Annotated in this window: 22 protein-coding genes; 11 read left to right on the forward strand and 11 right to left on the reverse strand. The window is 34.4% G+C overall.

The genetic code is table 11. From position 1 onward, the window contains the following. Positions 1-49: 49 nt before the first annotated feature. A complete protein-coding gene (locus B9T27_RS08695; RefSeq protein ID WP_086206585.1) occupies positions 50-373 on the reverse strand; it encodes a metalloregulator ArsR/SmtB family transcription factor in 324 nt (107 codons plus the stop codon). Between the two features lie 84 nt (positions 374-457). Here B9T27_RS08695 and arsC point away from each other — a divergent pair, with 84 nt between their 5' ends. Beyond that, entirely contained in the window at positions 458-886 is a 429-nt protein-coding gene (gene arsC, locus B9T27_RS08700; protein ID WP_086206442.1) for an arsenate reductase (glutaredoxin), read from the forward strand. A gap of 218 nt (positions 887-1,104) precedes the next feature. Here the strand turns inward: arsC and B9T27_RS08705 are convergent, their stop codons facing one another. The 5 genes from B9T27_RS08705 to B9T27_RS08740 all read right to left on the reverse strand — a co-directional run bounded on the left by B9T27_RS08705 (position 1,105) and on the right by B9T27_RS08740 (position 4,480). Further along, on the reverse strand, positions 1,105-1,419 hold the full coding sequence (locus tag B9T27_RS08705; RefSeq protein ID WP_086206443.1) for a hypothetical protein: 315 nt from the start codon (positions 1,417-1,419) through the stop codon (positions 1,105-1,107). Positions 1,420-1,738: 319 nt separating this feature from the next. Next, a complete protein-coding gene (locus B9T27_RS08715; RefSeq protein WP_086206444.1) occupies positions 1,739-2,323 on the reverse strand; it encodes a lysozyme in 585 nt (194 codons plus the stop codon). Continuing rightward, positions 2,323-2,601, reverse strand: coding sequence for a phage holin family protein (locus B9T27_RS08720; RefSeq protein WP_086206587.1), 279 nt, complete (start codon positions 2,599-2,601; stop codon positions 2,323-2,325). Before B9T27_RS08720 ends, B9T27_RS08715 begins: the two co-directional genes overlap by 1 nt. A 615-nt stretch (positions 2,602-3,216) precedes the next feature. Next, a complete protein-coding gene (locus B9T27_RS08730) occupies positions 3,217-3,564 on the reverse strand; it encodes a phage baseplate protein (protein WP_213033012.1) in 348 nt (115 codons plus the stop codon). A gap of 496 nt (positions 3,565-4,060) precedes the next feature. Continuing rightward, the gene (locus B9T27_RS08740) at positions 4,061-4,480 is read right to left on the reverse strand and encodes a hypothetical protein (RefSeq protein ID WP_086206445.1); all 420 of its coding nucleotides are present in this window, start codon (positions 4,478-4,480) and stop codon (positions 4,061-4,063) included. A gap of 949 nt (positions 4,481-5,429) precedes the next feature. Between B9T27_RS08740 and B9T27_RS08750 the strand changes: the two genes are divergently transcribed. After that, a complete protein-coding gene (locus B9T27_RS08750; RefSeq protein WP_213033013.1) occupies positions 5,430-5,915 on the forward strand; it encodes a hypothetical protein in 486 nt (161 codons plus the stop codon). 98 nt (positions 5,916-6,013) lie between these two features. Next, the gene (locus B9T27_RS08755) at positions 6,014-6,355 is read left to right on the forward strand and encodes a lysozyme inhibitor LprI family protein (protein ID WP_086206447.1); all 342 of its coding nucleotides are present in this window, start codon (positions 6,014-6,016) and stop codon (positions 6,353-6,355) included. Here the strand turns inward: B9T27_RS08755 and B9T27_RS08760 are convergent. The 3 genes from B9T27_RS08760 to B9T27_RS08770 all read right to left on the reverse strand — a co-directional run bounded on the left by B9T27_RS08760 (position 6,352) and on the right by B9T27_RS08770 (position 8,229). Further along, positions 6,352-6,675: a hypothetical protein gene (locus tag B9T27_RS08760; RefSeq protein ID WP_086206448.1), complete on the reverse strand. Its 324-nt coding sequence runs from the start codon at positions 6,673-6,675 to the stop codon at positions 6,352-6,354. The two genes, B9T27_RS08755 and B9T27_RS08760, sit on opposite strands and share 4 nt — an antisense overlap. A gap of 130 nt (positions 6,676-6,805) precedes the next feature. Beyond that, positions 6,806-7,399 carry a hypothetical protein gene (locus B9T27_RS08765; RefSeq protein WP_086206449.1) on the reverse strand — a complete coding sequence of 198 codons (594 nt, stop codon included), beginning with the start codon at positions 7,397-7,399 and terminating at the stop codon, positions 6,806-6,808. A 593-nt stretch (positions 7,400-7,992) separates the two neighbouring features. Beyond that, entirely contained in the window at positions 7,993-8,229 is a 237-nt protein-coding gene (locus B9T27_RS08770) for a hypothetical protein (RefSeq protein ID WP_086206450.1), read from the reverse strand. 500 nt (positions 8,230-8,729) lie between these two features. Between B9T27_RS08770 and B9T27_RS14900 the strand changes: the two genes are divergently transcribed. The 4 genes from B9T27_RS14900 (at position 8,730) to B9T27_RS08790 (ending at position 11,328) form a co-directional block, all read left to right on the forward strand. Further along, on the forward strand, positions 8,730-8,873 hold the full coding sequence (locus tag B9T27_RS14900; RefSeq protein ID WP_171263370.1) for a hypothetical protein: 144 nt from the start codon (positions 8,730-8,732) through the stop codon (positions 8,871-8,873). Continuing rightward, positions 8,873-9,055, forward strand: a complete 183-nt coding sequence (locus B9T27_RS08780; RefSeq protein ID WP_086206452.1) for a hypothetical protein — start codon at positions 8,873-8,875, stop codon at positions 9,053-9,055. Before B9T27_RS14900 ends, B9T27_RS08780 begins: the two co-directional genes overlap by 1 nt. A gap of 546 nt (positions 9,056-9,601) precedes the next feature. Then, on the forward strand, positions 9,602-10,405 hold the full coding sequence (locus B9T27_RS08785; protein WP_086206453.1) for a hypothetical protein: 804 nt from the start codon (positions 9,602-9,604) through the stop codon (positions 10,403-10,405). Positions 10,406-10,473: 68 nt separating this feature from the next. Then, entirely contained in the window at positions 10,474-11,328 is an 855-nt protein-coding gene (locus B9T27_RS08790; protein ID WP_086206454.1) for a hypothetical protein, read from the forward strand. A gap of 192 nt (positions 11,329-11,520) precedes the next feature. Here B9T27_RS08790 and B9T27_RS08795 read toward each other — a convergent pair whose 3' ends face one another. Continuing rightward, on the reverse strand, positions 11,521-16,605 hold the full coding sequence (locus tag B9T27_RS08795) for a hypothetical protein (protein WP_086206455.1): 5,085 nt from the start codon (positions 16,603-16,605) through the stop codon (positions 11,521-11,523). A gap of 84 nt (positions 16,606-16,689) precedes the next feature. Then, a complete protein-coding gene (locus tag B9T27_RS08800; RefSeq protein WP_086206456.1) occupies positions 16,690-17,751 on the reverse strand; it encodes a hypothetical protein in 1,062 nt (353 codons plus the stop codon). Between the two features lie 282 nt (positions 17,752-18,033). On the opposite strand from B9T27_RS08800, the gene B9T27_RS08810 reads away from it, so the two are divergent. Genes B9T27_RS08810 through mobF form a run of 4 tightly spaced genes read left to right on the forward strand, consistent with a single transcriptional unit; the run spans position 18,034 to position 22,523 of the window. After that, positions 18,034-18,279 carry a hypothetical protein gene (locus B9T27_RS08810; RefSeq protein WP_086206458.1) on the forward strand — a complete coding sequence of 82 codons (246 nt, stop codon included), beginning with the start codon at positions 18,034-18,036 and terminating at the stop codon, positions 18,277-18,279. Positions 18,280-18,281: 2 nt separating this feature from the next. Further along, the gene (locus B9T27_RS08815; RefSeq protein WP_086206459.1) at positions 18,282-20,078 is read left to right on the forward strand and encodes a type IV secretion system DNA-binding domain-containing protein; all 1,797 of its coding nucleotides are present in this window, start codon (positions 18,282-18,284) and stop codon (positions 20,076-20,078) included. Further along, complete coding sequence (locus B9T27_RS15130) at positions 20,075-20,284, forward strand: relaxase domain-containing protein (protein WP_086206460.1); 210 nt, start codon at positions 20,075-20,077, stop codon at positions 20,282-20,284. Before B9T27_RS08815 ends, B9T27_RS15130 begins: the two co-directional genes overlap by 4 nt. Next, entirely contained in the window at positions 20,259-22,523 is a 2,265-nt protein-coding gene (mobF, locus tag B9T27_RS15040) for a MobF family relaxase (protein ID WP_265733420.1), read from the forward strand. The genes B9T27_RS15130 and mobF overlap by 26 nt, the downstream gene beginning before the upstream one ends. The last annotated feature ends 15 nt before the right edge of the window (positions 22,524-22,538 follow it).

Below are 22,538 nucleotides of genomic sequence, written 5' to 3' on the forward strand. Positions count from 1 at the left end.
GAAATTTTATAACTGTTTCCTGAACATAAAAACAAAACCCTCAAGGGTATTACTCGCAATGAACTGAAATTGACGAATGAACAAGAGGATTGTTCATGATCCCCTCATTTTGATTTGAGATGATGTTTAAAACATCTTTTGCCCATTCAGGAAGATTTGGATTCAAACGGTAATACACCCATTTTCCCTGCCTTTGATCAAGTAAAATGGAAAGATTCCGAAGCAAAGCCAAATGGCGAGAAATTTTAGGTTGGCTGAGCTGTAATTGTTCTGTCAATTCACAGACACAAACATTTTGTTTGGCCATAACCAACCTTAAAATGTCCAAACGCGTAGCGTCAGAAAGACACTTAAAGAAATCTGTTTGATTCATTGTCTTATAGCTCAACATATTTACCATTGCGAATATACGCATATCCATATATAAATGCAATATTGTTTTACATTGAGAAACGTCATGTCACAAAAGATCAAGATTTATCACAACCCTGCCTGTGGAACTTCAAGAAATACGCTTGAACTTATTCGAAATGCTGGGCAAGAACCTGAAGTAATTGAATATCTAAAAACACCTCCCAGTAAAGAAGAGCTTATTACTTTAATTGAGAAATCAGGGCTTTCTGTGCGAGAAGCAATGCGTAAAAATGTTGAACCTTATGAGAAACTGGAGTTAGAGCAAGCACATTGGACTGATGAACAATTAATCGATTACATGCTTGAATATCCCATTTTAATTAACCGTCCATTTGTAGTAACAGAACTTGGCATCAAATTATGCAGACCTTCAGAACTGGTACTAGATATTCTATCTGCTCCTCAACTCCATGCGTTTAGTAAAGAAGATGGTGAAATGATCATTGATCAAGATGGCAACAGAATAAAATAAATTCACGTATTCAAATGGTTACTTCATATATGGTCGTTACACCCCATTTTAATATTATCAGTCGTATAGTGAACGCTTTAGGTTTAAAATTTACAATGTAACATGCTTAAAATTAAAAAAATTAGTAGCAATGGGAGGCCTAAGCTACTATTTTTATTAATTTTTATGATAACTTCGTATAACGACCATTATGTTAAATGGACTTATTTTAGAAGCCTTTAATTCATGAAACGTATAACAGTAGAACTGATGAGTAGAATTGTCGCTATCAGTGTCAAATAGGTACACGGTTTACTTATAGCTTGATTATCAGCCTTAAAAAAATTCTTCATTGGATTATTCCAACCTAGACCTGTCATTTGGCTCCAAGGATACCAAAAACATAAGAAACCTAAAGTACTTAAAATACTAGCTACAGTCAGATTTTTGGATAGTCCTACTAGACTTATTCCAACCAAGATTGCACCTAAAAAAAAGCCAAACCAAGATTTAATCAAACGATTATTAGGAGAACTTATTGATATATTATTCATTTCTTAATCTCTGATTTTCCCATAAATTTTTTATAATTAAGACATAACTTAAACATTGATAAAATTGAGCCAATTAAACAACAAGCAAAGAAAATTCTAATATTGATTAATGGTTTATCTAAAAAATAATTAGATATAATTATCCCGAATGTTACCGCCCCAGTAAACTCAAAAAATGAGAATGAACTGATCCAAGTACTTAATTTTTTCATAATGCAATAATTAATGATTATCATTAACGATAATATCATAAAAGACAAATACTTAATATTTTGGAATTTCTAAAATTAACATAATACACCTTATACGAAAAAGCCCTCTAAAGGGCTTTTTTAAACAATAACTTTTCACTTTCTCGTCGATTCACCAAACCCTGCATCGTCCGACCTCCTGCCTTCACCCATACATCAAACTGATTGGCAGCAGCTTGATAATCGCTAGCATTCAGCTTTTTAAGCAATGTTGAATCCTTAAATGCACCTGTCCCAATGTTGTAAGTCAGTGACACCAACGCATCAAATTGGTTTTGATTCAGTGGTACAGTAACAGCACTATTTACGGCCTGTTCAAATTTTTTTAAATCATGGGCCGTATAGGCTTTGGCTTGTGCTTCAGTACAACTGTCACCTTTTTTAACACGGATTCCATTTGGATAAATCGTGGTGCCAAAACCAATGGTCCAGACTCCCACGCCATCGTCATAAGCAACGGAACGCTTCCCCTCAAAGCCACAGATCATTTCGATACCAGCTTTACTCACTGACATTTCATCTATGGCAATGCCCAGCATGTGTGAAATTACAGTATCTGAAGCTGTGGCGATTGCGCTATTAGCTGCATCCACCTGTTTTTGAGTGAGTCTTCCACCGCTGATCTTTCTTAAGAAGTCAAATATAGCCTTCATCACCCACCCCACTTATTGGCATTTTTCTTTAAATACTCTTCAATGAATGTACTTCCTAATATACCTAAAGCACAGGCAATCGCTACAAGTGCAATTGGGCTTAAATCAGGAAATTGGATCAGTACTATACCTGCGATAGTTGATGTTGCTGAACCTAGAATAGTTCGATCTACAATCATTCGCCAGGACAAAGGTTCATTTGAAACCAATAGACGACTCATACCAATGAGTCCTCCAATTGCAATTAATGTAAGTAATGTTTTTTCATGCTCTTGCATGATAGCTCCCTTATTTTTGGCAATAAAAAAACCCATTTAAGGGCCGCATATTTTCTTTAAATTTTATAGTGAAAGCGCATGCGCCCATACTTCATCTACTTGATTAGTATTCAAATTTATCAATTGAGACATATAAAAAATTGCATCTGATACTCTTTCAAAAGTAATTGCTTCTGTATATTCAATTTGAATACGCATTCGCATTGTTACATCTTCAATTGCATCAATTGCTTGTTCAATTTGCGTAAGAATACCGAACTCTAAAAGCGTTAATTTAAACTGACGACGACTAAGCGGTTTAAAAGCTCCCAGTCAAATAGCTTCTTTTTCTTCATCACTTAGATAATTCTGTGAATTTATAAGCTGATCTTCTTCGATTTTAAATAATCTTATAAACCCATTAGTAATAAGATCATCATGTGAACCATCACTCTCGAATGCATGAATTAAATTTGTCTTGATGTTTCTATAGTATTTCATCTTAACTCTATCCATTTTTGAATTGTTGCTGCAGTAATCATGTATGAAGCCTCATCAGGGACAGGATATGAAATAGTTCGTATTAAAGACTCATTTGTATTTAAAAACTGAATAAATGTTTACCTGTTGAGACAATCAATGGGATTTTGCTTGCAATTGTTGCAAGGTTTCGTAAACAGCAACAAGGCTCGTTGCACCACCCAGAATTGAATTACTGACATACCTATTTAACTTTCCTGCACTTTCAGACCATCCGACCTTCATTGATAGTTCTGGTGCTTCCATATATGCATGATCAGAAATAGAGGCACCCGCTTCTGTTGGGTGTTCTGTAATGATTAATTCATCTTTGTGCTTTTCTTCAATCGTCACATCAGCAAAAAGCCCCATGATTGTTCGTCCTTTACCTGAGAGCAATAGTGAACCTACCGATTCGGTCAAGGGCGAAGATGCAACTGAACTGACCAGTGAGCTAATTGTCATGTTTACTTTTCCTTGGGTAAAAAACCCACCGAGGTGGGTTTTAAATTAATGTTTATTACTAAAGACTATTTATCAATGCTAATTCACCGACTATTTTTTAACACATTTAAATGGCTTCATTTGCAGACTTTTCGCTAACTGCTACATCAAGCTTATAATCCAACTCTACTCGAAGGACATGAAAGTTATTAAGTTTGAAAGCGATACTCTTTAACTTGTTATTGGCTGGACGGAGAGCGATGAAAGTATCCCTTAATGATTTATGTATTCCGCCTTTATATGCATTAATAGGAATACCAAGACTAAAAGCCTTTTCCGAAACCTTATGAAATCCACAATAATAACTTCTATCTATAACTTACCTAAAATCGATTTCATTAAGTGGTGAAAGAGCCATTACTTTTTTAGAAAAAACTAAAAAATCAATACTATCCAGTATATAGCTCCATTTTGAAGCTGCTGCATAATCTTCTGATGTAAAAACAACTGGGTATTTTTAAAGCTCATCAAAGTCATGCTTATCAAGCAAGTCCACAAGTGCATTACTAAAATGATCGTTAAGAATCCCGACCGCACTCACATCCAATTTAGTATTAAAAAGAATTGTGGAAATATTGGAATCTGAATAACTTGGATGACGAAGTAATCCCCCACTACAAAATGTATAGAATGTAGCGAAAGCACACGCCATCACCTCTCTATAAAGAGCAATGTCTAGACTAGCTTTTTCTATACAAGACTGTTCAAACTTTGAAAGTTCTATTCTTTCTGTCAAGAAAGCTCGCTCATCAATATTAATACTTTTCATTAATTCTAATCTAGAATCAGATATTGCAAAGTTTGTAGCAGTTGCAATAAAAGTATCAAAGTAATCAGCATGTTTACTTAGCTCATACGCCTTCCAATAGGAATTCATTGTTTCAACATATAAGCCTTTATGAAAAAATATATTTCCTATTACTTCCTCAGTCCTAGCAAGGTCTTCTTGTGAGGAGGCAAAGTACTTAGCGCAGATTTTGCATTTTTTATACCTTCATCAATTATTATTAACATAGGCACTCAAAATAGCAGTTAAAATTTTGTATTCGAACAAATCTACATTTTTCAATTTATCAATTTTTAACTTCCACGCATGAATCCTAAACTCACTTGTTGTATTAACAACACTTGAGAACATTTCATTAATTATCTCAGAAGAAATAGTTTGTAGAGCTGGAATTATTAACTGGTTTCTCAGTTCAAAACATGGCATAAGTCAATGTTGATTATATCAGTAAATAATATTTTGTACTCTTTTTTTCGGCCGATGTTTTATATTTCAATACTTTAAATTCTAATTAAGACACTGATGTTATGTAAATATTTATCTTGTTCTTTTAAAATTAAAAACTATCATAGGGTGAATAGAACTAGAGTTATTGAAATGAAAAAACTACTACTTTTATCACTACTTTTTAGTGGTAGGGCTTTTGGGCGGATACATCCTGTAAAAATCAACAGCATGCGCCAATACCTAAACTTAAAGGTATGGATTCCATGGTATATGATCATAAGGGCAGATAAACTATATTAAAAAATGGGTGCAAGCCAATTCCATTAAGCAAGGAAGAGCAGGAAGATATGATGTTTTTTGATAAAAAAACACCAGAAAAATACTGTTCTGCAACCTTGTGTATATCAAGCTTTCAAGACAATAAAAAATGAATTAACAGTAACTCAAGTTGGTGACTTTATCACCAAAATTGAAATTGAATGCAATGTTAAGCCATAGAGCTTTTAGCATTCCTCGTCATAAACGCTAGCTGATTTTGTTGCTGGCGTTTTATTTGCTTTAGCCAAAAGCACATAATTCCAAGAGATTAATTATGAAAAAACTAATACTTCTATCAATACTTTTTAGTAGTGGGACTTGGGCTAACACTCAATACAAAGCTACTTCCGAATGTGAGTTTGACTATGATGGTTTTAAATTTTGCTCAAAATCAAATATTGTAAAGTACAAAAAAGCTTTAACTAGCCAAAAGCCAAATTTCGACTCCAATTACATTTTATTAAATATTGGGACACCTAAAAATATTCGTTATGTTGCAATAGACAGTAAAAATGGTTTGGTTTATCCATTATCTGATGAAATTATTGGTTTTAAAGATGATAATGGAGGTTTAACTGGAAAACCTCCTGTAATCAACTATTCTATTGATAATGCCAATTTATGTATCAAGGGCAGTGTTATGGCTTATAGAAATTCTTACGATAATGTAAAAGTATGCTACTCAGTTCAAAATAATGAACACTCAAAATACAAAAAAGAATTTATACGTGCAGATTTCCCAGAAAACATTGAGGATTAAGATAGTACACTTCGTGCTCCTTTCGCTATAAATGTCAATGAATTTTCTTATTGACCCTTACTGTGTTAGAGCAAATTCCACAAAGAAAAGAGAGAATCATGAAAAAACTACTACTTTTATCACTATTTTTTAGTGGTGGGGCTTGGGCGGGTTGTGAGAATCCAAAAACATCACATGAAATTCAGCAGTGTTTATCTACTCAAATAACCTTACTTAAAAAAGAATTAAATACTGCTTATGGTAAGTTATACAAACAAACACAAGCAAAAAAAGAACTAGATAGTGCTCAAAAAGCTTGGTTGAAATATAAGGATTTACAATGTGGTGATTTTATAATTGCTGATGCGGGTTACGGTTCTGGTCAGGCTACTTATGATTTAGCGTGTCAAGCCGAATTGATAGAGCAACGCACTAGCTTCATAAAAAACCAACTCAACTAACCCACAGTTGGATTCATCGCATTCCTTGCCATAAACGCTAGCTGATTTTCTTGCTGGCGTTTTACTGCATTGTCTGACTCTATCTGCTCTCTTGCACCATTGATTGTCATGTCGGTACTAAAAATTTGATGAATAGTCACATTTGAAGCAATCACATTAGATGAATTACTCACTTGTGACTTATGAGGATTGCCAGTAGGTATTTCTGCGTTCTGAGCAAAGTTTGCTAGTGATTTAGCGACCTTAGGTGTGATCAATGAGTAGTTGGCTTTGCTATACAATTTGGGGTTGTAATATGGAGCGCCTTTGGTTTTTTCCACGCATCTGCTGAAGGTGTACCATGTACATGAATAGCATTGCCAGCTCCATAAATCTGCCCAGTTGCTTTAGCTTGCTTTTCTACCTCTCGAACCCACTTCTTTGTTGATGCACTTGCTTCACCTAGAAAATTCAGATTTGCATAAGAGATATTCTGCCCAACACTGGAAGCCTTTCCATTTGCACTCTCCTCAAGATAATTTCTAACAAAATTTTCCATTTTTTGGAAATACGCTTCATTGGCACTTTATCCACGCTACCATGTGCGCTCTTACGGTTAGTATTTATATCAGAAAAAGCTGATGGTTGATTTATTACATCTTTTACAGATCCGCCAAATTTACCCGATGCTGTGCAGTTTAAAATAGTATCAATTACACCTAATGCTTGGTTTTCAAAGTTTTTACCTTTCAAGAATAGAACTACTTCAGTCGAGGAAACCTTCATAATTCGAATTATATCTTGTTCAGACAGACTTAGCTTTTTACCTGACTGTACAGCAGCCTCCCTAATCTCTCCCTGAATAACCTTCGCTACACCCACGGCGACTTCAGTAGCTTTCTTAATCGCGTCCTTGACCATGGTGCTAACAGTCTCTTGTGGCTTGATAGGTTGAGGGGCATTTTGTGCAAAATCTGCTAAAACCTTTGGATTCCGAGGTGTTTTAACTTTTGTTTCATTACTTGCTACAGCTTCTTTCACTTCTTCGCTGCCAAAAAAAGCCAATGTTTTTGCAACGCCTTCACCGACTTTATTAAGAAGGTTTTACCTGTCTTAGTTTCAGAAATTTTATCATTCAAGTTTTGAGCTGCATCTTCAGCGACTTCTTTTGCAGCATCCTTAAATATCTAATTAAGCTATTTGCTCTGAAAATCGTGAAGCTGCTTCTCTGCATCCGCTATAATTGATCGAATTTCGGCATCTCTTTTCTTTTCACTATCTTGATGTGCAATTACACATAAGATAAAAATGACTACAGTCAAGCCTACAAGTATTGAAAAAGTATAAGTTTTAATTTTTTATCACCGAATTATTGTAGTTTGTTTTACAACGTATTTTATTAAAATTCTTATATGTAACAATGGCATTTTTTTACTTTTTGGTAAATTTTATATTTTCAAAAATATTTTTTATTATTAATTAGAGCCTTGCATACTCCTAAAAAGCCCACCTATTTCTAAGTGGACCGAACCTAATTATTTGCGCTGAATCAGGCTTGATTGTTCTGTAAAAACAATGGTGCCTTTAATACCATATAAATTATTTACCAATCAATAAAAAACCATAATCTAATCTTGCTCTTATACATAATAAATGAGCTAGTCTGAAATTTTTACATCCAGTTGATAGTCATCTTGGGTAACCTTGATTTTAATATTCTTGTATTTCCGTTTGTTTGGGTCCATCGCTGAGCCTGCGACTTCATCAAAAAACTTACGATCATTCATTAGTTCGCCATATGCTTTATAACCCAATAAAATTTTTTCAGGCTTTTTACTTTTATCTGCTAATTCACAAAGAATGTCATCTAATTTCTTAACAGTAAGATTTGGCATTTTTATTAAAGCTCAAAATAAAAAAGTCATTATCTCATTCGTTTATGAATTATTCATGTCAAAGAAGCCCACCTTTCGATGAGCTTCTAATTATTGATTGGCAAGTTGCGATCTCTTGCTTGTGGTTCTTTCATAACACTTTTCGGATTTCATCTGTCACACGTATCAAAGCGAATTCTTCGTGGAACTGTTATGCAGCTCGTTTGACTCTTCAGTTGTTACCAACTCACCTTCGCTTTTAGACTTGAACTCACTTTGCTTACTAGAGTTATAAAACTCTAACCTCACTTAGTCTACCGTATCGCCTACGGATTCAATCAATTAGTGACCTGACTAATCAAGCGCACTATGTCAGAAATATGCCATATCGTGACATGCCAGTCAAGAGGCAAGAATCACCAATGCTTGCCGAGCTAGAGCAGATCAAATGGCATGACCAATGCAAAGCAGAACTCAAAAAAATAATCAGCTTCATCATTAATTTAGTCAAGGAGGAATATATGAAATTTACCTATTCGACTATCACCCGAACACTGACTGTATTCGGGACGAAGATGACCCACGTATTTACCAATGTCAGTAGCGGTGAGATTGAAGCTCTGGTGATCGATGCAAAACTTAAAGAAGCGATTTGGAGGAAATGATGAAAGATCTAAAATTAAGACCTGAGGAAAAACTACAGCAGTTAATTGAGTCTGGTGCCAGTTTAGTGAACACAATAGATGCTGCAACAATTTTAGGATACAAACCAAATACGCTTCGAATTAGGGCTTCACGTGGATGCGGAGATCTAAAACCTGTTATGACCGGTAACGGTGCAAAATAGTGTTTAACTGATATTCGAAATTTGATTGGAGCTTAAATAATCAACCCTGCTAATTTAGATTTTTTATTGCTTACACGGATTGATTTGAATTGCTTACATGGATTCTAGAATTAAAAAAGCACTTAGGTTTTATACCCCTAAGTGCTTGATATATTTGGTGGGCCCACCGTGACTTGAACACGGGACCAACGGATTATGAGTCCGAAACACACCAATATGCAAACTTATAAATCAATCACTTACAGCGTTTGCCTTCTTATTTTTCTATAGAAACCAATGTAACTAAAGCTCATTTAATTGGAGATATGACACAAATATGGCACATAAATAAAAGGTGCTTTAGCAGAAAAACTATAGGGTCCACTCAATGGATATGATTCTAGAGAAATTACAGATATATGAAAATTAGATATTAAGATCTAAATCATATGTCCAGTGAAATACGTACAGGGATTGATACGACTATGGTACAAATTCAGCTGACGTTTATGCTTAATTAAATTATAATTCATTAAATTTATTATTAATTTTAGTGAAATAATCAGAATGTATAGGCCTGTAACTTCTAACACAATGTTCGATTTTTATTTACCTGAAAATCAATTTTTTGCAAGCTGGAACATGGGTGGATGGGACATAAATGATATTTCAATTTACACAGAACCATCTCTTCATGATTGTCCATCTGATGATCATCGATTTTATTCAGTGCACTGTAATAATATCTCTGACTTGAAAAAGGCTTTAGATATTGGGATAGAGTTAGTAAGCCTTTTAAGAGGATTTTACACCATTCTAAATGAAGAAAAGCAAAAGGTTATTGAACTACAAAAGGTGGTTAATTCTAAAACAAGACAAGAATTGTACATGGATGAAGCTGAGTTCTATTTTGGCCTGTACCAAGAGCTTGGGGATACCCTAAAATTTAAGTTAACACCGCACGAATTTCAACAATACAAATTAAATGCCCAAGAAAATTTGGTAAATAGCTCGATGTATTTAGCTCAAAAACAGGAAAATATTGGGTTATATTTGCTATTAAAATATTTTTCTATGCCTCTGACTTGGGCTATTTTATATAAAATTATGGAAACCTTAGAAACGATTGAAAAACATCACGATAAGGGCTGGTCAATTACATACACTAAAGCTGAAAGAACAAAATTTACTAATCCCGCCAATAATTTTAGCTTATTACAGATTGATGCAAGACATGGGTTAAAGTTTGAATCTTTAAAACCTAATTCTGGGAATATAATGACATTAGATGAAGCAAAAATAATGTTTAGGGCATGTACACTCTCATATTTAAAATATAAATATGAAGAATTGAAAACTTCTGAAAATTGATTTTATTTCTATCTTATAGATTAATCCTTCTTGTTTTACCTAAAATTTAATTATAGAGGCTATATAAAGTGTTTAATGAATATGAAATTCAAAGATATTTAGATGAAGATAAGTTATGTAAATTTATTGATGATAATGGATTGTATTTTAATAGAATAAATAATTTCCCTTTGGATCCTACTGAAGGAGATGGTGAATATTTTGGAAAACTAGAGCAAGATATAGTCAAAGCATTATATCCTGAAATTGTTAAAGCATATGGGCATATGCCATACAATGATTTTGAAGAGCTTTCAAAGAAAAAAGCAAAAGAACTTCATGATTTAAATAAAAATTTTATTTTTATTCAAAGCTGGTTCCAAGATCGAAAAACTTCTATAGAGATGTGGAATGAGTATGCAAAATATCAGGATAATCCAAACTGTGCTTTAATTGTTACTGATACAATTAGCTTAGGTAATGCCATAGATTTACATTTCCCTATAGGCAATGCAATGAAGAAAGTTTCATATGTGATTGATAAATATATAGAGAGAGATAATATATTCACTAAAGAGAAAAAATTTACTCATGAAAAAGAATATAGATTGTCATTAGATTTAAAAGACTTAGGTTTATTTAACCCTACTTTACTTGAACTACTAAATTTTGATGAAAATATTGTTGCAAGCTTTAGACATCAAAAAGCTACAAACCCTAGTTTAGGTCAATACTATAGAAACAATGGTATAGCATTAGAAAGCTCATTTTCTCCTAGGTCAAAAACAGGTTTTGTTGTAAATATTCCTATTAATAATTTTGTAAAAAAAATTTATATACCCAGCAAAGCAAGTGATAATTTTTTTGAATTGATTGTTCGTAAATTGAAAGATAAAAATTATAATAATATTGAATGTATTAGATTGAATATTGATTCTGATTAATCCTTGAATCCATCTTATATTTCCTATGATTCATTCATAAAAAAACCGCATGAAAAGAGGTTTTTTATGAATGAAAATTGAAATTTATGCATCAAATTACGATTTAGGCTTATAGGTTATACTACGTTTAAATCTGCATAGCATGAACAGATCCCCCCAATTCAGTTTAAACAGTCTAGAAAGAACTAAGTTTTAAGCAGTAATCTTCCTAGAACGAACCAGATGTTCTCGAAGGTAGTAGGCTCGTGCAGAACCTGTTTCTACAAGCCCAGTCAAGAGCACGAGACAGATCTGATACATCTTACGACTAAGTATTCCTCGATTTTCTACTTGCAAATATCTTGCAATAGACATTTCCAAATAGAAAGCAGTATTAACTTGCTTTGTAATTAACCCTGAATTAGCTCTGAATTTTTCCGCTAGAATTTGAATACCTTTATCAAAAAACAAATCATAAAAATGATATATCAGCGAAGATAAAGCCATAAAAACATGACTGTTATTTGAAGATTGCTTAGCAAACTCTAGTAAATGCTCAACACCTTTTTCCATACATTTTCTTTCACTTTCATGCCCTTGCCATGGAGTATCAGCATACAACTCCCCCCGTAGTAATTTATTCAAGTCATTCTGAAGACCTTGATAAGGATCATTAACATCATTTATGGCAATCTTATGTAGTTCTGGCTCTATTATTTTCCATAATGACCATATAGCATCAAAATCATTTTCTTTCTCTGCAGCAACGTCAAATGATAATTTCACTGAATAAATAATACTTGGGGCCTTCAAACATCCAGAAATAATTAAATCTTTGAATAGTACAAAACCGTTTATTTTCGAATGTATTAGCTGTTCAGTAAAACAAGATTGAATTTGCCATTTTATTTCATGATTCATTTTATCTTCATTACGAGAATGGTAATCCCTATATTCAGAATCAAAAATAAAATTAACTAATTTTAAAATTAAATCACCTTGCTTAGAATTTTTTGGATTCATAGGAATCATTAACATGGGTATATGTAGCAACCATGATGCATGATTTTCTAAACTAATATCATCTACAGAAAAACTAAATGTTCCTTCGAGCAATTGCTGGCGAAATTGTCTTAACTTTATCTCCCATTTTTTCTGAGCTACTTCTCGCTCCTTATCTTTTAAATAATAAAACCTACTGCTTTCTTGTTCTTGAATTCGAAATTTAGCGTACTCAATTACACCATTTAAACAATTTTCTGCCAATTCTTCATCTATTGACCATAGGTAATCTCTTACTCCTTTAGCAGTTAAAGCACCAATATTATGGTTGCCATGTGTTAAAGCAGTAGCTAAAGCAAATTTCAGATTATTTGAGATTTCGGGCTCTAACTTTAATTCAAATAACTTAGGTAGAATGTATGCGCATGCACCATTGCCGAAATGAGATTGATTATATCGAAATTCCACTTCTAGATTATCGGGGGATTCTATAACTGAACTTACAATAATCTCCAAGCACCATTCGATATCAACCGAAGATAGATCTTGAATATTATCTCGAATACAAACAACTGCTACAGTTTTTATGGCTTCGACTGCTAATTCTAAATAGTTTGATACTGGATTACTTTGTAAATCAGTCAATAATTGCTTTGCAGCTTCTAATCCAGCTTCATATGAAGAAAAATATTCTTTTTTGAATTGTTTCTTTTCAAATAATTCTCTCGCCCATAAATTCAATCCAATTATAGCGTTGTCAAAATCATGCTGTTCAATGAATGTTTGTTGATCTTGTTTTAAGTCCTCGGGTAGTTCCGAGGCATTCTGAAATAAAATCCGATTATTCTCTTTATCCTCAATAACTTGCCATTCTCTTGTATCTATTCTATTCGCCAGATACCTAACGTAGGTATCATCACTTGTAGATGCCTGCTTTTTTAAATTGTCTACAATTGGAAGTACGTCTTCTCTAAGATCAGAAAACTGAAGCTTATTTAATAATGTCTCTAGAGTTTCTTTTCTCCAAGGTCTAAGAGCTGATTTTTTTCGTTCCTCAATATATATATCTGTCATCACATCATTATTATAAGCATTAAACCAATGAAGTTGATTTTCTCCAGCTTCATGAACAAATCTACTTATATCAATTAGATAGAACTCTGCAATACTTAATATAGGAAATACAGACTTCCTTACTTTATCTGAAAACCCTATAGCAACAGAGGCCAGTATTGCAGTGATTAAGACTGATTTACTATTTTTTAATAAATAATTATAAATCCAGTCTATCTGATTGTTTTCTCCGCTATGTTCTACATAACTTATTAGCCAATTTTCTAAAGCCATGAGAGCACATTGCAACACATAAGGTATATTTGAATGCCCTCTATATCCCGACCAAAACTCTGTAGAAACAAATTGATCTATAGATGTTCCATCATCTAGAACTAATTTTTCTAAATATATTTCATGGCCTTCTTTTCTAAGATATTCAATATACTTTTCTGTTGTAAAATTACAGAGTTCAAGAATAAAATCTAGTGCTTTTTTAGGGTGGTACTGTAATAAATACTGAAATGGTCCTTTTGCACTACTCGGTGCGAAAAAATCACGATTTTCATCTAGTCCGTATCGCTCATCACCACTAATTCTTTCATATCTCGGCCAATTATCTGTTCTTTTTTGCTCAAGCACCCATTCATGCATTGCTAATTTCATTATAAAATCTGGGCGGAACTTACATAACATTGGTACATGTATTCCAACTAAAGTTAGATTTGTTAACTGATCTACGTAACTCAATCGTCTAGGATTAACTTTAGATATAAATACATCTTGTACCATCAACTGATCAAATTCTGCTTCTATTGTTGGAGATACTTTTAGTAAAACACTAATGATTTTTTTCCTACCACTTTTATTTTGGTAATCATCCTTTAAAGGCTCTAACAACCAAAGAGACAATAAACCAACGATTCTAGATTCTGTCGGGAGATCATCGTCAATGTTTATAACACTGCACCATTCATTCATTAATTCAATAATATGATTATGGATAGATTTGCTTAACTCATTTCTAACTTCATAAATAAAATTAAATAGAGCTCCCCATCCTTTACCATAAGGTACTAAAAATAACGTCTGGAGTATTCCAGATTTCTTATCTAATGTGAGTAAATCTACAAAACTAGAATTTGGTTTTTGACAGGTAATTCTTAAAATAAAACAAAAACGAATCAATAAAGCACAATCATTCTTAAGAAGATTGTCTTTCATCGATTGTAAAAATATATCTGGAGAATTATGCTGTAAAATCGCTGCAATAGTTTCATCTTTCCAGAAACTTTCAATATTATCAGTGATTAATAGATTCTCAACAAACTCGTAACTAGATTCATCAAATTGCAATCGACGGTATAACCACAATCTAAAAGCTCTACTGATAGCAGGTTCATTCCCTATAGCAGATAAAAATCCATCCAAATTGTCTATGTTATATTGATATTTCTCTTCAATAAATTCCTCTAATGCCCAATCCTCTAGTACATCATGGGGTAAGCTGATTGTTGAATTATTTGGATCTCGATAAATTAAGTTATCTTCTTCAAGTTTGGATATTACTTCTGGATCAAATTGATCTGCGGAAATACCAAACACCATTTTTTTTGCTCGTTGTGTCGCAATATCAATAAATGTTTTTCTACGTTTGAGCGGCATCCCATATTTCCGGTCTTGATCTTTAGCAATAACTGAAGACCAAACATTCTTTCTAAAATCAATTTCAGTATCACCTGTTTGAAATTGTGCGCCGTTACTTATCGCACGAACAGCAATATCAATAAAAAATGGTATCCGAAGAATCTCTACTAATGCATCATTTGATATTAATGTTTTAAGCTCAGGAATATGTTCACAAACTAGTTGCATTTGTTCCTCAGAAAAACCTTCAATGTTTACACTGGTAAAATTGATCTGATTTTGTTGCAAAAAGTTAAAACAAAGCAGTTGAAACGCGTAATCACGTCCTGTCGCAATGATGGTCCATCCTTCCTGTTGACGGATAAACTGAAGTAAATCAATAAATGCTTCTTGATGGTCAAGTTCTAAAATTTTTTCAATAGACTCAATAACTAGAATTTTCTTAGGAAGTAAAGAAAAATATCCCTCAATTTGACCTAAGGTTGAATTCATACCGATAGATGAGAAAACATCATTAAGATGAGTTCGGTCTAAGTCTTCAGCTCTAAGATAAAAAACTGGGACATCCTTACCTTTGCTTGAAATAAAATCTTTTACTATACCTGATTTCCCAGAACCTCTAGATCCTGTTACAAATACGAAATCACTTGTATCAAAAGCTACTGAAATTTCTAGTAAATAATCATCTCTACTAACATGAAAGCCTTGGATTTTATTTGAAATACCATCATAAATGTGACGTCCACGCTCTTGCAGTTTAAGAAAATCCATTTCAAAATTAACTTTAATATTAACTTGAAATAAATCTCTAACCAACTGAGGAATATTTTCAAGCGTTAGTGTTCCTGCATTCTGGTTATATTCCTGAACACACATAATGACTTTAGATAATATAAGTTCCGGTGATTCATTAGAATGACATTGAATAAGTGAACATAATAAGTGAGCAACTACCGAATGTTTAGCATCTAAATCAAAAGAAACTAGATAAAAAACTCGAAGAAATTCCCAAAACTGTTCGTCAGTTATTGCCTGACCACCATTAGCATGATCTAACTGCTTTCTTAAAGCCTCTAACTTTTTTAGCTTTGCTGCACTAGTAAATCCTGTAGTATTTGATTTCTTAATAAAGTCTGATGCACTTGATGAATACCTAGCCCATTCTAAGAGTGGAAGCGTATTGGCTATATCTAACTTAGGAAGTGGTCCTGTGATTAAAGCAATCGCATCATTTTTTTTATCAAAAGAATCCTTCTGGAAATCTTCCCATGCACTCTTTATAACATCTGAAAAAATAGAACTATTTTCATCACTTCCAATAGAGCCACTTATTGTTATTTCATGTTTTATTTGAGCATATAATTTACTTTTATTACCCAATTTATCTGATGCGACTAAAACAAAATCATCAGTATTCGAACCATCATATTTATTTTGGAATTTTAGTTCTTGAGGCCTCATATTTTGAGACAAACATGGAACACAAGATTGAGTAAGTAGTGCGATAGCAAATGATGCTTGAACTCTAGTTTCAAAATTTACACCACCTCCACCTGTTGAAAATGGATTGCTTTGCTTTTTTGAGTCCAGACTCATTCTGATCTTCCTTCAATAAATATATAACGCTATAAATTCATGATTATCATAGCTAATTAAGATAATTGAAACATGTGATAAAAGTTAAAGGCTTTTTCTCCTTTTATCATTCTTATAATGATTTTTTTCAAGTTCAATCCATATTTTTGCTTCCATATAAATATCTTCAATAAATAACGGCACTTGAGTGTCTTCCTGCTCATTATCAAGTAGTAAATGGAATCTAGCTGTAAAGTCATCCCAACTCTTAATATCAGAAATATAGGCATACGGACAAAGTTCAAGGAGATATCCAAGCCACCTCGACTTAGTAGCTTCCCAATGTCTAGTAGTCATTTCATTGTCAAATGGTTTATTAAAATTTAAGACTTCATACAAGCGTCTTTCAGAATGGATTTGATCTATATATGCACGATCTTCCTTAGATAATTTTTTAGCTTTTGTTCGTGCATTCCGATAGATACTATCATTCGCTGGTCTAGACTCATGCTTTTTACATAACAATTGTTTTGTTTTCCTTAATTTATCTTCAGGAAATCTTTGCTCATGCATAATAGCTATAGTTTGTAGAGGTCTTTGTTCACCAATTGATTCAACTCTCCTAAAACAAAATGCACACCAATCAATTTTAGGTCGGCGAGTATGAACTCTATGATGCTCATCATCTTTCTTATCTAGTAGCTGACCCTTCGAAAAAAAATGAGTAATTTCATATATGAAATGTAAAAACTCAACGGCTTTTCTAAATTGTCGCGTATTTCCTATATTTTTAGTCAACCATACATCTTGATCTAATTTTAATGAATGAAGTTTATAAGTTTTATAAATCAGTTCGGAAAAATCGAAACACATAAACTTATCAGTAAGCATTTCTGTTAGATTTCCTGTCACTCCTAAATCATATAAATCTTTTCTAATCATCGGAAATTGCTCAAGATAATAAATAAATTTTTCGGAAAATATTTCACAGAATAAAGGCAAAATATTTAACTTTCCGAAAGCTTTCGTACCTTGTTTAGCCACAGTAACTTTATTATTTTCTATCAAATTTTTAAGCTTTAAAAACTCGGCTTCACAATCAGCTAGACGAGCATCTCCATCTAAAATACCGTCTAAAAAAACATCAGAATATTGATCAAACGCCACTTATTCATCCCTTTATAACTTGGAAATGCAATTTTCCGAAAAATCGCATAGAGCTAAAAAAAAATTAAAAATAATCTCAACTCATCTTTTTAACTAGATGAGTACTTATGAATAAAACTCTCAAGAACCCAAATGAAATTGATTTGAGATTAGACATACACCTGACGCCAACTTTGGCGAAATGCACCGAAATTCATGGCTTTGGCTGTAACCATTCTACACAGTTCACATTCCAAATCAACGCCTTATGGGCTGTTACACGGTTACTCCTTGGAGAGACAAGTGAAAACTAAACCAATTGCGGTCCGAGTACCGCTTGCGCTTGCAATTTCTCTTGAGAGACAAGCTGAACGTGAAGCAATAACTGTAGCTGATGTGGTTCGCCATATTCTGGCTACTAGCCAATCGAGTCACAAGGATCTGTTATTAGAAAAACTTGTAGCAATTGAAACTCAAATGAAATTGTTACGCCAAGGTCAAAATCAAATTATCAACAAACTTTCTGAATTCGATGTTGAAGGAAACTAAACATGACAAATGCTCTAAATAAAAAGCCAGAATGGCGACTTGAGGAAGGCGCGGTAATTACAGGCATTACTTTCTTGGCTACGTCTGTAGCACTTGAGTTTCTCTCATGGCATGTACAAGTGCCGATGACACGGGACATCGTGTGGACAGATTGGCCGTCGTTATCAAAAGCCTTATTGGGGTGTACGTTATCTACATTCGGTATCCAAACTCAATCATGGCTAGATATTTCTTATTTACTTAATGTCTACGGTTACAAAACAATGTTCATGTGGCATTTTTATCTGCCATTTTTAATGTCTGTACCAATTTCTGTTTATTTAGGTTATCTCTGTGCAAAACCAGTGGATCAGCATCATGCAAGAGGAGCTACGTTGTTATCTAGTTCTGATGCGGTGAATTATGCAAAAAAACAAGCTAAGGCAATAAATAAAAAACAGCAAGCTACTGATTTAAACAAAGGTTTATTAATTCATCCGCAATTTCGTTTGCCTATTGGTGTAGAAGCTAGAGGGTTAGTGTATTGGGGGGCGCCAAATGCAGGTAAAACTCAGACCTTGAAGCCAGCATTATTAGATGTTTTAGAACATCAACCTCACGGAAAGGTCGTTCTTCTGGACAATAAAGGCGACTTCACCGAACTTTTTGATGAAAATCAGTCAATTATAATTGCCCCATGGGATGCCCGTTGTATAGCTTGGGATATCGGACAAGATATACGAACAGAATTAGACGCTGGGCTTATTGCACAATCTTTAATCAAAGAAGTTAAAGGTGATAATGCGGTTTTTAGCGATGCAAGCCGCGTTGCATTAATTGGTTTTATTGTTTGTCTACAACAAAAATATGGCATGAACTGGGGATGGAAGCATTTAGCTGAATGTTTAGAATGGTCTCTCGAACATACGATTAATGAATTCCAACGCTTTTTCCGAATTGGTCTTGGGATTTTCAAAGAAGGTAGTAAATCTAGCGATAGCGTTTATTTTAACTTAATTGCTAATCTTTCATTTTTGCGTCAACTTGCTCAAGCATGGCCATCATCAAGTGGTGGATTAAGCTTAAGAAAATGGATCAGTGATGAATCTGAAGAAAAGCCAATTTTACTATTGCAAGTGAGTAAAGCATTTCCAACTATTAGTGACGCCTATACTTGTGCAGTTTTAAATATACTGAGCAAGTTGATTCTTTCGCCAACATTTACAGATTCATCTACACGTCGTATCCATTTTATTCTTGATGAGATTGCACAAATTCCATATATCGAACAATTGAAAAATCTTGCTGCATTAGGGAGATCTAAAGGTGCTTGTATTTGGTTAGGCATACAAGACTTTGATTTACTTGTAGATAATTATGGTCAACATGAAGTTAATTCGCTGATTAGTATGATGCAAACAAAAATAATTTTAAGTATCGGTGCAGGTACAGGAGCCGATTTTGCATCAAAATTAATAGGTGATCGTGAAATTTTTACTGAAGATTTTGATGTAAACGGCAAAAGAATTCCACTCACCCAGTCACAACGATTGGTTGCACCTTCTGAAATTTCACAATTACCACAACCTACACTGCAAAGTGGCATCCACGGTTGGATAACGGTAACAGGTTGGAATGCTGTACTGCGCCTAACATGGCCGATTACAAAATTCCCCAAAGTCCGTGAAGGTATAGAACTCGCTGAATGGATTGATCATATCCCTGTTGCAGATGTGTCAGATCACGTTGTGCAGGCTTCCGTAAACACAGGAAAAAAACGCCTAATTAAAAAGTCTGATAAGCGTGGAGATGAGTCATGATGAGTTTTAAATCCATCTCAAATAGCTCACAAGCAGCATTGTATTACGAAAGTTTGGCAACAGAAGACTACTATGAATTGGGCGGTGAACCATCGGGTTACTGGGTGGGGGCACTTAAATCAGCAATGTATCTTGCTGGTGAAGTAAAAAATGGTGAATTAGGAAAAATGTTGCAAGGCTATCACCCTACTTCACGCTGGAGTTGACCATAAAGGCGGTTGGGATATGACATTTTCTGCCCCCAAAAGCGTGAGTGTTTCATGGGCATTAGCTGATCAAGAAACTCGTACAGCCATACAGGCAGCACAAAAAAAGGCAGTTGAAGCAGGAGTTAGATTCCTTGAAAAACAAGCATTTAGTAGCCGTGATCGTAATGAAATGGCTGGCTCTATTCATCAAGTAATTGCTGCTGCTTATGAGCATAGTACAAGTCGATCACAAGATCCGCAGCTACACACACATGCAATAGTCGCAAATTTAGGTCTACGTACAGATGGTTCAGCATGTGCAATAGACTTTGATTCTCGTTGGAAATTGGCAACAGGTGCAGTTTATCGTGCTGAATTAGCATATGAATTACAACACCTTGGCTTTCAGATTGAACAAGATGTTAAAAAGTCATTCTCAATCAATGGAATACCACAGAAACTATGTGATGCTTTTTCTAAACGACGCCAAGCAATCGTAGAGCAAGCAGAAAAATACGGTGCTATTAGTGCACAAGGTATGCAGATTGCTACCTTTGCAACTCGTGAAAACAAAACAGGTGAAATTTCACGCTCTCAACTATTTGCACAGTGGCAAAGTGAAGCCATGCAATTGGGCTATCAACTTGATTTGGTGCAGCAATGCCAAAATTTTCAATCAACAGAGCATTCGTTACTTAGTCCAATGGAAATATTTAACGAATTGCATCAACAAATGTCAACTTTTACACCACAGCAATTGCATCATACAATTGCTGTAGCTGCTCAAGGTTATTTGAATGCTGATGGTGTGAATCAATATGTTAATGACATATTGCAGCATCCTGAATTAGTACGATTACAATCTATTAATCCCAAGCTAGATCGAGGTCTTGATCAAAACGAGTTGCGTTTTACCACGCAGACACAATTGATTTTAGAACAGAAATTACTAGATCAGGCTAGAAATCGGCAACATGAAACTATGCATCAAATTCAGGTTAGTCCAACCTTAATAGAACAATCAAAGCTGACGGTAGAACAACAACGGGCATTTGAGCATATCACGATGGAATCTGGTGGTGTCAAACTCATACAAGGTATGGCTGGCACAGGGAAAGGCTTCCTACTCGGAGTTGCACATATAGCTTGGGAACAGAAAGGTTTCGATGTTAGAGGTGTAGCTCTAGCCGCAAAAGCAGCTCAAGGCTTGCAAGAGTCTACATTAATTCCGTCACAAACGTTGCATTCATTAATTTATCAGTTAGATGCAGAAAAAATGGTTTTGAATGATAAAACCGTATTGGTGATTGATGAAGCGGGGATGATCGGCTCTAAGCAATTATCACAAGTTCTTCATTATGCTGAACAAGCCCATGCGAAAGTCGTTCTGGTCGGTGATCATCAACAGCTACAGCCAGTTGATGCAGGTGGGGCTTTTCGTTTGCTTGCACAGAATCTTGGGTATGCATCTCTACAAAATATTCAGAGGCAAAAAACGCTAGAAGACAGAAAAATTGTGATGCAGCTCGCCACAGGTCAAAGTCAGCAAGCACTAGATTCTATGCGAAAGAAAGGATATTTGCATACTCAACCCACCCAAGAAATGGCCATACAAAATCTAATCGAAGACTGGTGGCAAGTAAAAAAAGAACAACCATCTATATCTACTTTGATTCTTGCAGGAACACGTAAGGATTTGTATCAGCTTAATCAAGCAGCACGTTTAAAAATGCATAAATCAGGACAATTGGGCGTAAGTTGTGAAGTTGAAACCAGTCTAAATGATGTACGTGCTTCTCGTGAATTTGCAGTGGGTGATCAAATCCTATTTTGCAAAAACCAACGCAGGTTGGGGATCACCAATGGTGATGTCGGGATACTGAAAGAGATTCATATCAATCAAGATGGTCACTGGCAATTTCAAGTTGAACGCCAAAATGGTCGCTTTGTTGAATTCAGTTTAACCGATGATGAAAACATAAAATCTGGGTATGGTGCAATTGATCATGCTTATGCCCTATCTGTGCATAAAGCACAAGGAATGACCGTTGACCAAGCTTTTGTACTCAGTTCAGACTCAATGATGGATCGTGAGTGGAGTTATGTTGCTGCTAGTCGTGCAAGAGAACAAACCCATTTCTATTGCTCAGGTGAAATTGAAACACAGCTTGAAACGAAAATGGAACGATCAAGACAAAAAGACACAAGTCTAGATTATGCATTAAGCCCTGAAGCTCAGCATCAGCTCGAACTATAAAAAGAGGTGAAGCAC

This window comes from Acinetobacter sp. ANC 4648 (genome assembly GCF_002135345.1).
Taxonomy (GTDB): Bacteria; Pseudomonadota; Gammaproteobacteria; order Pseudomonadales; family Moraxellaceae; genus Acinetobacter.